At 68.3% G+C, this 13,901-nt stretch carries 12 protein-coding genes; 3 read left to right on the top strand and 9 right to left on the bottom strand.

The genetic code is table 11. From position 1 onward, the window contains the following. Positions 1 to 21 precede the first annotated feature (21 nt). Positions 22 to 1,491, bottom strand: coding sequence for a M81 family metallopeptidase (locus KO353_RS13110; protein ID WP_218285183.1), 1,470 nt, complete (start codon positions 1,489 to 1,491; stop codon positions 22 to 24). A 120-nt stretch (positions 1,492 to 1,611) separates the two neighbouring features. Here KO353_RS13110 and KO353_RS13105 point away from each other — a divergent pair, with 120 nt between their 5' ends. After that, the gene (locus KO353_RS13105; protein WP_218285182.1) at positions 1,612 to 2,610 is read left to right on the top strand and encodes a succinylglutamate desuccinylase/aspartoacylase family protein; all 999 of its coding nucleotides are present in this window, start codon (positions 1,612 to 1,614) and stop codon (positions 2,608 to 2,610) included. A 6-nt stretch (positions 2,611 to 2,616) separates the two neighbouring features. On the opposite strand, the gene KO353_RS13100 is transcribed toward KO353_RS13105, so the two are convergent. The 6 genes from KO353_RS13100 to KO353_RS13075 all read right to left on the bottom strand — a co-directional run bounded on the left by KO353_RS13100 (position 2,617) and on the right by KO353_RS13075 (position 9,722). Continuing rightward, positions 2,617 to 3,591 (bottom strand): ABC transporter ATP-binding protein, encoded by a 975-nt coding sequence (locus KO353_RS13100; RefSeq protein WP_218285180.1) that lies wholly within the window; start codon positions 3,589 to 3,591, stop codon positions 2,617 to 2,619. A 20-nt stretch (positions 3,592 to 3,611) separates the two neighbouring features. Next, the gene (locus KO353_RS13095) at positions 3,612 to 4,631 is read right to left on the bottom strand and encodes an ABC transporter ATP-binding protein (protein WP_235691863.1); all 1,020 of its coding nucleotides are present in this window, start codon (positions 4,629 to 4,631) and stop codon (positions 3,612 to 3,614) included. Then, the gene (locus KO353_RS13090; RefSeq protein ID WP_235691862.1) at positions 4,628 to 5,518 is read right to left on the bottom strand and encodes an ABC transporter permease; all 891 of its coding nucleotides are present in this window, start codon (positions 5,516 to 5,518) and stop codon (positions 4,628 to 4,630) included. Before KO353_RS13090 ends, KO353_RS13095 begins: the two co-directional genes overlap by 4 nt. A 16-nt stretch (positions 5,519 to 5,534) precedes the next feature. Continuing rightward, on the bottom strand, positions 5,535 to 6,494 hold the full coding sequence (locus KO353_RS13085) for an ABC transporter permease (RefSeq protein WP_218285178.1): 960 nt from the start codon (positions 6,492 to 6,494) through the stop codon (positions 5,535 to 5,537). Between the two features lie 73 nt (positions 6,495 to 6,567). Further along, the gene (locus KO353_RS13080; protein WP_218285176.1) at positions 6,568 to 8,361 is read right to left on the bottom strand and encodes a peptide ABC transporter substrate-binding protein; all 1,794 of its coding nucleotides are present in this window, start codon (positions 8,359 to 8,361) and stop codon (positions 6,568 to 6,570) included. A 161-nt stretch (positions 8,362 to 8,522) separates the two neighbouring features. Then, a complete protein-coding gene (locus KO353_RS13075; RefSeq protein WP_218285175.1) occupies positions 8,523 to 9,722 on the bottom strand; it encodes a M20 aminoacylase family protein in 1,200 nt (399 codons plus the stop codon). 149 nt (positions 9,723 to 9,871) lie between these two features. Between KO353_RS13075 and KO353_RS13070 the strand changes: the two genes are divergently transcribed. After that, on the top strand, positions 9,872 to 10,936 hold the full coding sequence (locus KO353_RS13070) for an META domain-containing protein (RefSeq protein WP_218285173.1): 1,065 nt from the start codon (positions 9,872 to 9,874) through the stop codon (positions 10,934 to 10,936). A 122-nt stretch (positions 10,937 to 11,058) separates the two neighbouring features. Here the strand turns inward: KO353_RS13070 and KO353_RS13065 are convergent. Next, positions 11,059 to 12,004 (bottom strand): IS630 family transposase gene (locus KO353_RS13065; protein WP_218285172.1). Its coding sequence is split into 2 segments (ribosomal slippage): positions 11,059 to 11,665 and positions 11,664 to 12,004, totalling 948 coding nucleotides; the frame shifts between segments, so codons are not numbered across the junction. A gap of 103 nt (positions 12,005 to 12,107) precedes the next feature. Beyond that, positions 12,108 to 12,857: an IS5 family transposase gene (locus KO353_RS13060; RefSeq protein ID WP_235691861.1), complete on the bottom strand. Its 750-nt coding sequence runs from the start codon at positions 12,855 to 12,857 to the stop codon at positions 12,108 to 12,110. A gap of 173 nt (positions 12,858 to 13,030) precedes the next feature. Between KO353_RS13060 and KO353_RS13055 the strand changes: the two genes are divergently transcribed. Beyond that, positions 13,031 to 13,819, top strand: a complete 789-nt coding sequence (locus KO353_RS13055) for an IS5 family transposase (RefSeq protein WP_268906192.1) — start codon at positions 13,031 to 13,033, stop codon at positions 13,817 to 13,819. Positions 13,820 to 13,901: the final 82 nt, after the last annotated feature.

Raw genomic sequence — 13,901 nt, 5'->3', positions numbered from 1 at the left:
GTTGCCGTTGCGCCTCGGTGCCTAGAGAATGAGGCCCGGATGCGTGACCTCGTCGAGCGGCCAGATCGGCCGCGCGACCTTGGTGTAGGGAAGCCTGCGATAGTCCCGCGAGAGCGGGCCGTCGCTGTCAACGTAGATCACCTTCGCGGCGATCGGGCCAAACGCGCCCATGAAGTGGTTGGTGGACTTCACCACCAGGAGCTTCCGCTCCGTCGGTTCGATGCCGACATTGCGGAAGATCTCGAGCCCGAGCGCCTGCGTCCGGTTCGAGATCAGGACGACCTCGAGTCCGCCCACGCGGATCGCGGCACAGTCGCCGACCGGCACCTTGGTCGGCCCGAAGCTCTGCCAGGCGTCGCGGGCCAGCCTCGTCACCGTCACCGTCGCATCGATCGGCTGGCCGGAGGTGGGGGCGATCTTGCCGCCGAAACGGAGCGGGAAGCGCGCGCCGAGCCCAGCGTCGAAGCAGAGCCGGACCGCGACCGGGTCCCAGATCGGCGCGAGCGCAGCACTTTCCGCACCCGTCTCGATCAGGTGGCGGAGGATGGTGGTGTTGTCGCTCGGCGCACCGCCGCCGGCATTGTCCGCCGGGTCGGCCACAACCACCGGCGCGCCGTTGTGGCTCAGCGCGCTGCGGATCCCGCCCTCGACCGTCTCGTAGGGCGGAGCGGTCTTGCCGCGCATCGAGACGAACTCCTCGCCGAGCGCGGTCGCGACCGCATCGGCCTTGGCCTTGTCGTTGTCGGTGATGACGAGGATCCGCCCCGACAGTTCCTCGACATCGGCGTAGGGGAAACAGTGGCCGATCGAGATCGAGAGGATTCCGTCCTTGCCCTCCATCGCCTTCACCTTGTCGACGAAGGCGCGCATCAGGGGCTGCGTCGTCGGATACGAGCCGATCTGGCGACAGTCGTAGACGGAGGTGACGGGATTGAGCTCGCCGCGCAGCGTCGCGAGCACGAGGTCGAGCACCTCCTCGGCGCGTTCGGCGACGTCGGTGTGCGGGAACTCCTTGTAGAGGATCGTGATGTCGGCGGCCTGAACCCGCCGCTTCGTCAGGTGGCAGTGAGGGTCGAGCTCGACGCCGATGACCACCTTCGGCCCGACGATTTCGCGCACCCGTTCGAGGATGTCTCCCTCGACGTCGTCATAGCCGTGCGCCACCATCGCCCCGTGCAGGCCGAGGAGCACGCCGTCCACGGGCAGGGCAGCCTTGAGCTGGCCGAGGATTTCGTCGCGCATGAACTCGTAGTCGGCGCGGTTGGTCGTGCCGGCGGGACTTGCTGCGAAGCAACTCCCCTCGACCAGCGTGAACCCGTCCTTCCCGGCGCGGCGGCGCGCGACAAAGAGCGGCGCGGTGCACATCCGCGGCGCATCGTCGGGATGCTCGCCAGGGCGGAGGAACACCCCCTCCCTGAAGGCGGCGAGGCTTGTGGGCAACGGCGAGAAGGTGTTGCTCTCGGTCGCGAGCGTCGCAGCGAACAGGCGCACGGTGCCTCGGCCTCCCGTTTTTCTTCGCAATGAAAGCATCTCGCGGCCGGCCCCGCAACGGAAGGCTTGCGGCCCCCGGCGGGACGTCGAAGGATGAGGCTAGCCAGGGGGAAGCGTGCCATGGAGCAGAGAACCAGGATCTGGTCGGACATTGACTACGAGCGCAATGGCAAGCAGGTCGATTGGCTGCACCTGCCCCACTCCGTGACGCGCTCGGCCTACGGGATGATCGACATCCCCGTCGCCGTTGTTCGCAACGGTGAGGGGCCGACGGCTCTTTTCACCGCCGGCAACCATGGCGACGAGTACGAGGGCCAAGTCGCTCTGTGCAACCTGATCCGCGAGCTCTCGCCGGAAACGATCCGCGGCCGTGTCATCATCCTGCCCGCGCTGAACCTTCCCGCCGTGATGGCGGGAACCCGAGTCTCGCCGATCGACGGCGGCAACCTCAACCGCTCCTTCCCCGGCTCGCCCGACGGCACGGTGACGCAGCAGATCGCCCACTATGTCGACAGCGTCCTGTTCCCCCGTGCGGATCTATTCCACGACCTTCACTCGGGAGGCGGCTCGCTCGCCTACATGCCGTTCGCCTCGACGCACGAGGGGCCAGACCCTGCGGTGAATGCGCGCGGGCTTGCGGCGTTGCGCAACTTCGGCGCGCCCGTCTCGCTTCACTGGCGTCAGGGGGCGGACCCGCGCTACTCACCGGGCGCGGCGATGCGACGCGGCGTGCCTGCGCTCGGGGGAGAGTTCGGCGGCGGCGGGTCGCTCAACCGAACGGCGCTCGCCTTCCTCGAGGAGGGGCTGATCCGGACCTTGCGCTTCCTGGGCATCCTGCCCGGTGGCCCGCCCGAGCCGCGGCCGACCCGGATGTTCGAGGTGCCCGACCAGGCTTGTTTCGTCTACGCACCGGACGGGGGCGTGTTCGAGCCCGCGACCGCGATCGGCGATAGCGTGCGCAGGGGCGATCTCTGCGGCCGGATCCATTACGTTGACGACCCGGCCCGGCCGCCCACGCCGTGCTTCTTCAAGCGCGACGGCGTCGTGGTGTGCCAGCGGCACCCGGCGCGCTGCGAGCGCGGCGACTGCCTTGCCCATCTCGCCATCGAGGTGGCCTAAGCGCGCTCACCCCCGGAAGTGGCAGGCCACCCAGTGGCCGGGCCGCGCCTCGCGCAGCGGCGGTGCGGTGGTCGAGCAAGGGTCCGCCTTCGCGATCGGACAGCGCGTGTGGAAGTGGCAGCCCGAAGGAGGGCGCAGCGGGTTCGGAACGTCTCCCTCGAGCCGGATGCGCGTTCGCTTCACGGTCGGGTCAGGGATCGGCACGGCCGAGAGCAGCGCTTCCGTGTAGGGGTGGAGCGGTGTGGTGTAGAGGTCCTTGGCGGTGGCGTTCTCGACGATCCGGCCGAGATACATCACCGCCACGCGGTCGGAGATGTGCTCGACCACGGAGAGGTCGTGCGCGATGAAGATGTAGCTGAGGCCGAACTTCTCCTGCAGGTCCTCGAGCAGGTTCACGACCTGCGCCTGGATCGAGACGTCAAGCGCCGAGACCGGCTCGTCGCAGACGATCAGCTTGGGCGAGACGGCAAGCGCGCGGGCGATGCCGATTCGCTGCCTCTGGCCGCCCGAGAACTCATGCGGGAAGCGGCGAATCTGGTCGGCCTTCAGCCCGACCGTCTCGAGCAGCTCCACTACCCTGTCCTCGATCTCGCGCTGGGTCGAGGCGAGCCTGTGGATCACGAGCGCCTCGCCGATGATCGCGCCGACGGTCATGCGCGGGTTCAGCGAGGCATACGGGTCTTGGAAGATGATCTGCATGTCGCGCCGCAAGGGCGCGAGCGCGGTGCGCTCGAGAGCGGTGATGTTCCGCCCCTGGAACCAGATCTCACCCGATGTCGGCTCGATCAGCCGTAGGATCAGCCGCCCCGTCGTCGACTTGCCGCAGCCGGATTCGCCGACGAGCCCGAGCGTCTCCCCGGCGCCAAGGCTGAAGCTCACGCCCGAGACGGCATGAACCTCGTCCACCGTGCGGCGGAGGATCCCCCCCTTCACGGGAAAGCGCTTCACGAGATCCTTCACCTCGAGCAGCGGCCCGGCCATGGCTGTGCGTCCCGCCTCGGTCATGCGTGGATGCATGCCACGAAATGCCCCGGGGCGAGCTCACGCAGCGGTGGCTCGGCCTCGCGGCAGGCCTCGGTCGCATGCCGGCAGCGCGCGGCGAAGCGACAGCCGGGGGGCGGGTTGAGCAGGCTCGGCACGGTGCCGGGGATCGCCTCGAGCCTCACCTTGTGCGTCGCGGCCCTGTCGATGCGGGGGATCGAGCGGATCAGCCCCTGCGTGTAGGGGTGCCTCGGGTTCGCGAACAGGGCGCCCACGGGGGCCTCCTCCACTACCTTCCCGGCATACATCACGACGACGCGCTGCGCTGTCTCCGCCACCACGCCCATGGCATGGGTGATGAGCATCACCGCCATGCTGAGGCGCTCCTTCATCTCCGCCATCAGATCGAGGATCTGCGCCTGGATGGTGACGTCGAGGGCGGTGGTGGGTTCGTCGGCGATGAGAAGCTTCGGGCCGCAGGCGAGCGCCATCGCGATCATCACCCTCTGGCGCATGCCGCCAGAGAACTGGTGCGGATAGTCGTGCACACGACGCTGCGGATTCGGAATCTTCACAAGGCGCAACATCTCGGCGGCACGGTCGAGCGCGGCGCGACGCCCGAGCCCCTCGTGCTGCCGCAGCGTCTCAGCGATCTGTTCGCCGACGGTATAGACCGGGTTGAGCGACGTCATCGGCTCCTGGAAGACGATGCCGATCTCCTTCGAGCGTATGCTCTGCATCTCGGCAGGGGCGAGCGGCACGAGGTCGCGCCCCTGCCAGAGGATCGATCCCCCGACGATCCTTCCGGGCGGCATGGCGATCAGCTTCAGGACCGTCATCGCCGTGACAGTCTTGCCGCAGCCGGATTCGCCGACCACACATACCGTCTCGCCCCGGTCGATGCCGATCGAGACGCCATCGACCGCCCGAACCCAGCCATCATCGGTCCTGAAATGAACTTTGAGCCCGTCGATCTCGAGCAGCCGCGGCGGAAGCCCCTGGCGCGGCGCGGTCGCGGCCAAGGCCGCGGCAGAGCTCAAACCACCCTCCGCGGGTCGAGCGCGTCGCGCAACCCGTCACCGACGAAGTTGATGGTGAGCACGGTGAGGAAGATGGCCCCGCCCGGGAACAGAGCCCAGTGCGGCGCGAAGTCGAGATTGTCCTTTGCGTCGAACAGAAGTCGCCCCCAGGTCGGGATGTCTGGGGGGAAGCCGAGACCGAGGAAGGAAAGCGTGCTCTCGGCGATGATCGCGGCGGCGACGTCGATCGTGGCGGCGACGATCACCGGCCCGAGAGCGTTCGGCAGGATGTGGCGCCACACGAGTCGCGGCGTGGAGGCGCCGAGGGCACGCGCAGCCTCGACGAACTCCTTCTCGCGCAAGGAGAAGAACTGGGCGCGCACGAGCCGCGCCACCTGCATCCAGTTGAAGCCGCCGATCACCGCGACGATCAGGATGAAGATCCCGAGCTCCGGCCCGACCGCGTGCCGGAGCGGTTCCCGGAACAGGTAGATCACAAGCAGCAGGAGCGGTAGCGACGGCAGCGAGAGGAACAGGTCCGTCACCCACATCAGCACGGCATCGACGCTGCCGCGCGACATCCCGGCGACCGACCCGACAAGCACGCCGACCACCACCGCGACAAGCATCGCCGCGAAGCCGACGGCAAGGGAGATGCGACCGCCATAGAGCATGCGCGCGAGCAGGTCGCGCCCCAAGTCGTCGGTGCCGAACGGATGCTCCCAGGAGGGCCCCTGCAGCCGCGCGCGGAAGTCGATCTCGTCGATCGGCACGGTCCAGACCAGCGGGCCCGCAAGCACGGCGAGGATGATAATCGAGAGCAGAACCGCGCTCACCACCGCGAGCCTGTGCTTGCGGAAGCGACGCCACGCCTCGCCCCACAGCGAGACGGGCGGGCGCTGCGCCACCGCCGGGGCGGGCTGATCAGCTGTAGCTGATGCGAGGGTCGAGCCAGCCATAGATGACGTCGGCGAGCAGGTTGAAGAAGATGACGAGGCAGGAGAACACTAAGGTCACCGCCATGATCACCGGCGTGTCGTTGGCGAGGATCGCGCTGATCAGGAGCGAGCCGATGCCCGGCACGCGGAAGATCTGCTCCGTCACGATCGCGCCGCCGAAGACCGCCGGCATCTGCAGCGCGACGAGCGTGACCACAGGGATCAGCGCGGTGCGGACGACGTGGCGCGTGATCACGCGCTGCTCGGGCAGGCCCTTCGCCCGGGCGGTGGTCACATAATCGAGACGGATCACGTCGAGCACGGCGGAGCGGACGAAGCGCGTCCACGCCGCGCCTTGGGCGAGGCCGAGCACCATCACCGGCATGATCGCCTGGCGAATGTGCTCCCACAGCCAGCGCCAGCCGGTCGCATCAATCTGGCTTCGGTACACGAACGGAAGCCAGTCGAGATAGATCGAGAACAGAAGGATCAGCAACAGCCCGGTGAAGAAAGTCGGCAGCGAGAACCCGACGAAGGCAAGCGTGTTCGCCACCTTGTCGAACAGCGAGTAGGGGCGGGTCGCGGCAAGCACGCCGACGGGGAGCGCGATCAGGAGAGCGACCACCTGCGAGGAGCCGATGACGAGGATCGTCGTCGGCAGGCGCTGGAGGATCAGCTGATCGACATCGATCCGGCTGACGAAGGAGAACCCCCACTCGCCGCGCAGCATGGCGGTGAGCCAGGCGATGTAACGCTCGTGGATCGGGTCGTCGAGGCCGAGGCTCGCGCGGAGCTGCATCCGCACCTCCGGCGGCACGGCAGGGTTGGTGGCGAGCTCCTCGAACGGGTCGCCCGGCGCGAGCGCGAGCAGCATGAACAGGATCACGCTGATCCCGAACAGGCTCGGGATCGCGATCAGAAGCCGGCGGATCAGGTATTGCGTCACGCGGAACGATGCAGGTCGGCGGGGTCGCCCGGCCCTGGCCGTGTCGCCACGGCAGGGCCGGGCCAGGTCCCGATCAGGTCTCGCGATACCAGTCGGACAGCAGCCACATGGTCAGATCCCAGCCGCTGAGGACCGGACGGAGGTTGTTGAGGCTGCCGCTGACCGTCGGCCGCTGCACCACCGGGATGACGTGGTTGGAGCCGACGATCAGGTCGTTCATGCGGATGAAGAGGGCCGCGCGCTTGACCGGGTCGAGCTCGGCCTCGGCGGCGCGGAAGGCGGCGTCGTAGTCGGCGTTGCGCCAGCGGACGATGTTCCGCCCCTGCCACGAATTGGCCTTCTGCGACACCTCCCACGACACGTACTGGTTCATGAACCGCTGCGGGTCGGCCTGCGGCATCGTCGTCGTGTACATCTGCATGTCGGCGTAGAACTTGCCGAAAGTGTCGGGGTTGGCGATGTCAGAGGAGAAGAACACAGACGCCGTCACCGCCTTGAGCTCAAGCTCGATGCCGGCGCGTCGCGCCGCCTGCTGGTAGATCTGCTGCGTGCGCTGGCGCGGCGCGTTCACCGAGGTCTGATAGACGAAGCGGAGCCGCACACCGCCCTTCTCGCGGATGCCGTCGCGGCCGCGCACCCAGCCGGCCTCGTCGAGCACCTTGTTCGCCTGCTCAATCGAGAACTCCATCTTCGTGTTGGGCGAGCGGAAGCGCGGCGGATTGTTGAGGAAGTTGCCGGTGGCGGGACCGGTGCGGCCGTAGATGAATTCCTCGATCGCCTTGCGGTCGAGCAAGAGCGCCATCGCCCGACGCACGGCGGGGTCGCGGAAGGCGGGATGTTCGGTGCTGATGTGCGACCGTTCGCCATCCACTTCGCGGTTCGGGTCGGTTGCGTTCAGCTGCACGAACTCGACCGCACCGCCCGCGATGATGTTCACCCGCCCGCGGCCGGCCGCCTCGAGGCGCTTGAGGATCTCGTCCTCGACCTGCAGGTTCCAGGCATAGTCGTAGTCGGCGGTCTGCAGCACGGCGCGGGCGGCGGAGACGGCATCGCCACCGCCCTTGATCTCGACCGTGTCGAAGAACGGCCGGTTCGGCAGGTGATAGTTGAGGTTGGCTTCGCCGCGCAGCACATCCCCCGGCGCGAAGGAGACGAACTTGTAGGGGCCGGTGCCGACCGGGCGGAGATTGGTGGGCGCGTCGCGCGAGTTGGCTCCCGCATAGTCCTTGAACAGGTGGCGCGGGATGATCATGCCGACCGAAGCGACGAAGGCATCCGCCCAGAACGGTGTGGGGCGCGGGAACTCGACTCGAACCGTGTAGTCGTCCACCTTGGTAACGTTGACGTCCCGATATGACCCGGCCGAGGTACTGGCGACCGCCGGATTGCGTGCATACTCCCAGGTGAACACCACATCATCGGCCGAGAAGTCCTGGCCGTCGTGCCACTTTACGCCCCGCTTCAGCTTCCAGGTGACGCTGCGGCCGTCCGCAGCGAGCGTGCCGCGCTCCACCGAGGGGATCTCAGCGGCGAGGATCGGGTGCAGCGTGCCGTCTGCCGCCCAGCCGGCGAGCGGCTCGTAGAACACGCGGCTCGCATCCTGGTTTGTGGTGCCGACGGCGAAGTGCGGGTTGAGAAGGGTCGAGGCCTGCCAGTAGAGGATCTTGAGCGCGCCGCCGCCGCGCCGTGTCGGCCGATAGGCGGGAACGCTCTGCGCTTCGGCCGGCGCGGCGCCCGCGATCGCAAGCAGCTGTGTCGCCATCGGCGCGGTGAGGCCGACCGCCGCCATGCGCCGAACGAACCCGCGCCGCGACAGGCTGCCGCGCCGGACACGGCCGATTAGTTCGCGAAGATCGTCTTCCGTCATCGTCGTCTCCCGTCAGGACCTTTCCGAGGCGCCGCGCCCCCGACGGCCATGTGCCGGCCATCCCGCCGCCCCACCCTTGGCGCAATGCTAGACCACCCGCGCGACGCGCGGCACCCCCATTTGTCCGCTTTCTCGCAATTTGAGACGAGCGTGAGCGGTGGCTACTTCTGCTCGAGGCCCAGTTCCTGCTCCACGAGCCCGACCGAGTAGGCGACACCGAGCGGGATGATCGCGTCGTTGAAGTCGAAGTGCGGGGTGTGGAGGTTGGGCGAGGTGCCGTCGGGCCCGGCACCGGCGCCGATGAATATGAAGTTGCCTGGGCGTGCCTCGAGCATCAGGGCGAAGTCCTCCGCCCCCGCCACCGGTGTCATCGCCCGGTCGAGTCTCTCCTCCCCGACAAGGCGTGCGGCGACCGACATCGCGACTTCGGTCTGCTCGTCGTGGTTGACCGTGGCCGGGACGCCGCGGCGGTACTCGACCTCTGCCGTGCAGCCATGGGCGACGGCAAGCCCCTGCGCGAGCTCCCTGATCCGGCGCTCGAGCAGGTCGCGCACGCGCGGGCTGTAGCTCCGCGCGGTGCCGGTAACGACGAGCTCCGCCGGCATCACGTTCGGGGAGACGGGCGAGCCGCCATGGATCGAGCCGACCGAGAGCACGGCCGCCTCGAGTGCCGGAACGTTCCGCCCGATGATCGTCTGCAGCGCGAGCACGAAATGCGCCTGCACGATCGTGACGTCGGTCACAAGATGCGGTGTGGATCCGCCATGCCCGCCGGTGCCGCGGAAGGTGACGGTGAAGCGGTCGGCGGCGGCAAGCGCGGGTCCCTTGCGGGTGGCGAAGGTGCCGGCCGGAATGGTCGGCTTGTTGTGCAGGCCATAGACGGCATCGCAGGGGAAGCGGGTGAACAGCCCGTCCTCGAGCATCGCCCGCGCGCCGCCGCGCCCCTCCTCGGCCGGCTGGAAGATCAGGTGCACCGTGCCCGCGAAGTCACGGTTCTGGCTGAGCCAGCGGGCAGCGCCGAGCAGCATCGTCGTGTGCCCGTCATGGCCGCAGGCATGCATCACCCCGGGCCGCGTGGAGGCCCACGGGAGGCCGGTCGCTTCCTCGATCTGCAGCGCGTCCATGTCGGCGCGCAGACCGATGGCCCGCTGGCCAGGGTGCGTGCCCGTGATGGTGCCGACGACGCCGAGCCTGCCCACACCCTCGGTGACATCAACCCCCCACTCGCGGAGCTTCGCCGCCACCAGCGCCGCGGTCCGGTGCTCCTCCCTGCCGAGCTCGGGATGGGCGTGGATGTCGCGTCGGATCGCGGTGAGCTCGTCTGCCCAGGCGGCGACAGCCTCGAGAACGGCATTCGGCATGCGGAGGATCTCCTCTGAGCGACGTTGCGCGACTCTCCCACGGTTCGTCGGACGATGCGACAGAGAGAAACGCTTGGCGAGGGGGGCGGTGCGGCCGCGATGGCGCCTTGCCATACGCTCCTGCTACGTCTTGAACCGGAGGCTCATCCATGCATCGTCTCGCGATCGCTGCCCTGGTCACGCTCGCGCTTGCGCTTGCGGCTGCCACCGCTGCCCAAGCGGAACCGCGCCTGGGCGCGCACGGGCTGGTTCTGCCCGGAACCTTCGCAGGTGACCTGCCGGCAGCGAGCGGACCGGGGATACGCCACGTGCTCGACCTCTGGCCCGACCAAGTGTTCCAGCTTCGACGCACCTGGCTCGGCTCCGGCCACACCGAGGATCGGCTCGGCCGGTGGCATGTGGAGCCGGATCGGCGTGCGCTTGTCCTCGAAGGCGCCGAGACCCGGTTCGAAATCCTCGGCAACGGCTCCTTGCGCCTCCTCGACCGTGAAGGCAGGCCGATCGAGGGCCCCCTTCCCTACACGCTCACGCGTCAGCACGACTTCAACCCCTTTGAGCCGCGGCTCGCGCTGCCCGGAATGTTCCTCTATTTCGCCGATGCGGCACGGTTCACCGACTGCGCCTCCGGCCGTTCCGGGCCGGTTGCGATGGAGGGCGACTTCCTCGCGCTGCAGCGCGCCTATCTCGAGGCACGGCCGGAGCCGCAGGCGGGCGCTCTGCCCACGGCACTGATGGCGCGCATCGGGGCGAGGATCGCCGACCGGCCGCGCATGGAGGGAGAGGGCACACCTCCGACGGTGGTGGTCGAACGCTTCCTGTCGCTCAGCCCGGGCGAGACCTGCGAGCGCACCCGAGCCCAGGCGAGCCTGCGCAACACCTACTGGCGGCTCGTCAGCCTTGCCGGGGAGAGCATCAACCCGGAAGAGGGGCGACGCGAGCCCTACCTCCTGCTTCGGCTCGACGCGCCGCGCTTCGCCGCCACCGCCGGCTGCAACCATCTGCTGGGCGGTTTCGAGACAGCCGGCACGGTGCTCCGCTTCCGCCCGGGCCCCTCGACCACGATGGCCTGCCCTGTCGGGCTCGAGGCGCGCGAGCGTGCCTTGATTGCTGCCCTTGGCGAGACCGCCTCGTTCCGGCTTTCCGGCACCGCTCTCGCCCTGCTTGCGGAGGACGGGCGTACGCTCGCGACCTTCGAGGCGGTCTATCTGCGTTGAGCGCCGCCGCCGGGGGCCGACCGTCTTGTCCGGGCACCATTTTGGTTCTGTAACGTGATCCGGAGGTGCCCGGGTGTTGCCGCGCTTTCCGGCTGCGCTGCCGTGTTCAGAGCGGAATCGGATCAGGTTGCATGATAGCCTGCGGCGGTGAAGTAGTTTGCGCACTCGGCTGGATGGAAGAGGTCGAGGATGCGCCCGATGTCGTCCCAGAGGCCGCCGATGGTTCGTTCGGCAGCCTTTCGCTGCAGGGCCTTGAGCTTGGCGAAGGCGTTCTCGATGGGGTTGAAGTCGGGGCTGTAGGGCGGAAGGTAGCGCAGTTGGGCGCCTGCTGCGTCGATCATCTGGCGCACGCGCGGCCCCTTGTGGCTGGACAGGTTGTCCATGACGACGATGTCGCCAGGCCGCAGTTCCGGGATCAGCACCTTGGCCACATAGGTTTCGAAGGCGTCGCGGTTGATCGGCCCATCGAGCACCCAGGGGGCGATGAAGCCGCGCATGGTCAGTGCGTGGACGAAGGTGGTCGTCTTCCAATGACCATGCGGGACACCGACCCGAAGCCGCTCGCCGCGCCGGCAACGCCCGTGGCGGCGGGCCATGTTGGTCGAGGCCCATGTCTCGTCGATGAAGACCAGCCGGTCTGGATCGAGATCGAGCTGACCTTCGAACCACGCTTCGCGCCGGATCAGGACGTCGGGACGGTCCTGCTCGGTGGCGTGCGCGGTCTTCTTTACGCGTGATGGCGTGGCGCGCGAAGAAGCGCTGGATCGTGCCGAAGCCGAAGACGAGGCCCTGCTCCGCCAGGCTCGCGCGGACTTCCTCGATCGTGGCGTCCCTGCCTGGGCCGAGCGCGGCCATCACCGCATCGTGGCGCGCCTCGATCTGGCCCGAACGCCGGTCGCCACCAAGCCGCCCGGGGCGCGGATCGCCCTGTTCACGCTCCCGCTTGCGCCAGCGGCTGACGCTCGCCGCGCTCACTCCAAAACGTTCGGCGGCCTCGCGATGCGTCGCGCCTGCCGCCACAGCCCCCAGAACCCGAACCCGAAGATCGACCGACAGCGCTCTCGGCATCCCCTGCCGGCTTCATCCGGCAGACAGTCTGACTCACTCTTAGCGCCTGATCTGGGAATCCCTCCCGATTCAATCACGTCGGGTTCCGCTCTAGGCTCAGGACTCATTGGCCGAGCCGGAAGGTGACGGTTGCGGCGAGGGTGATGGCGCCGAAGAAGATGGTGGCGCATCGGTCGTAGCGGGTGGCGATGCGTCGGAAATCCTTGAGGCGGCGGAAGGCGATCTCGATGCGGTGGCGCTGACGATAGAGCGCCTTGTCGTAGGGGATGGGCTGCTTGCGGTTCTTCTTGGTCGGGATGCATGCGGCGATGCCACGCTCGGCGAGCGCGGCGCGGAACGGGGTGCTGTCGTAGCCGCGGTCAGCGATCAGCTCGCGCGCCGGCGGCAGGAGTGGGGCGAGGATGTTGGCGCCCTTCTGGTCGTTCATCTGCCCGGCGGAGAGCATCATGACGACGGGGCGGCCTTGGCTGTCGCAGACGGCGTGGAGCTTGGCGTTCAGCCCGCCCTTGGTTCTGCCGATGCACCGATCAGGCGCCCCCTTTTGAGGAGGCTGGCCGCGGTGCGGTGGGCCTTCAGGTGCGTGCTGTCGATGATTAGGCGGTCGGGCTCGCCGGCCTCGCCGGCGAGGGCGGCGAAGATGCGGCTGAACACTCCAGCGGACGAAGCGGTTGTAGAGGGTCTTGTGCGGGCCGTAGCCCGGCGGGGCGTCGCGCCAGCGCAGGCCGCCCCGGATGACGAAGATGATGCCGCTCAGCACGCGCCGGTCGTCCACGCGCGGGATGCCGTGCGAGAGCGGGACGTGCGGCCGGATGCGCCGCATCTGCGCCGGGGTGAGCAGGAACAGGACGGACATGAGGGCACCTCCGCCCCGTTCAGAATCACGCCCGCCCGCGTCGCCGCAAGCAGATGAATGGGTCCTGAGCCTAGGGTCCGGACCCATAATGTGTTCATAAAGTTCTTTGAGCGACGCGGGCTGGTGTGATTCGGGGTGGCTCCCTTGGCGGCGATGGAGGGGAACCGGGATGAGTGATCTGTGTCTCTCTGAGCGAGGCGCAGATGCGGCGACTTGCGCCGCTGCTGCCTTCGGACACACGCGGCAAGCCTCGGGTGGATGACCGGCGTGTGATCAGCGGCATCGTCCATGTGCTGCGCTCTGGCGGGCGTTGGGTCGATGCGCCGGCTGTCTACGGCCCGCGCAAGACGCTGTACAACCGTTTCGTGCGCTGGAGAGCCAAGGGCGTGTGGCAGCGCGTGTTCCGCGCGCTCGCCAGGGCTGGCGGCCCGCCGGCCGAGCTTTTGCTCGACAGCAGCCATGTGAAGGCCCATCGCAGCGCCGGGGGTGGAAAAGGGGGGAGCGCGCGCAAGCCATCGGGCGGTCGGGGAACCCATCGCGGCAAGCCGCGATGGGGCCCGCCGCGGGGCGGGCGGACCACCAAGATCCACGCGCTGACCGATCATCTTGGTCGCCCGATCGGTTTCGAACTGACCGCCGGCCAGCACGGCGATGCGCCAGTGGCACTGGCGCTGCTTGCTCCCTGGCCGTCAGCGAAGCTCTGCATCGCCGACGCTGCCTATGACAGCAACGGCATCCGCAGCTTCCTCCTCGCCCGCGGCATCCTGCCGGTGATCCCGAACAACCCCACCCGCAAACAGCACCACCCCTTCGACCGGAGCGCCTGGCGCAAGCGAAACCTGATCGAGCGCGTCTTCTGCCGCCTCAAGGATTTCCGACGCATCGCCACGCGATACGACCGACGCGCAGACGTCTTCCTCAGCGCCGTCTACCTCGCCGCAACCGTCACTTGGTGGTTATGAGCCCGGAGCCTAGCGCTGGCCGAGGCGCGGTCCCAACGGCACTCCCACAGGTCCCACTTTAGTCCCATTTTAGGAATCTACG

The sequence above is a fragment of the Elioraea tepida genome (assembly GCF_019203965.1).
GTDB lineage: Bacteria > Pseudomonadota > Alphaproteobacteria > Acetobacterales > Acetobacteraceae > Elioraea_A > Elioraea_A tepida.
The sequence above is the reverse complement of the archived record's forward strand: the minus strand, read 5'-3'. Positions and strand labels throughout refer to the sequence as shown.

Bases quoted from the DNA above. Each gene is read 5' to 3' on its own strand.
- KO353_RS13105 (WP_218285182.1), top strand. From the start codon at position 1,612: ATGGAGCAGAGAACCAGGATCTGGTCGGACATTGACTACGAGCGCAAT.
- KO353_RS13100 (WP_218285180.1), bottom strand. From the start codon at position 3,591: ATGGCCGGGCCGCTGCTCGAGGTGAAGGATCTCGTGAAGCGCTTTCCC.
- KO353_RS13080 (WP_218285176.1), bottom strand. From the start codon at position 8,361: ATGACGGAAGACGATCTTCGCGAACTAATCGGCCGTGTCCGGCGCGGC.
- KO353_RS13075 (WP_218285175.1), bottom strand. From the start codon at position 9,722: ATGCCGAATGCCGTTCTCGAGGCTGTCGCCGCCTGGGCAGACGAGCTC.
- KO353_RS13070 (WP_218285173.1), top strand. From the start codon at position 9,872: ATGCATCGTCTCGCGATCGCTGCCCTGGTCACGCTCGCGCTTGCGCTT.
- KO353_RS13060 (WP_235691861.1), bottom strand. From the start codon at position 12,857: ATGTCCGTCCTGTTCCTGCTCACCCCGGCGCAGATGCGGCGCATCCGG.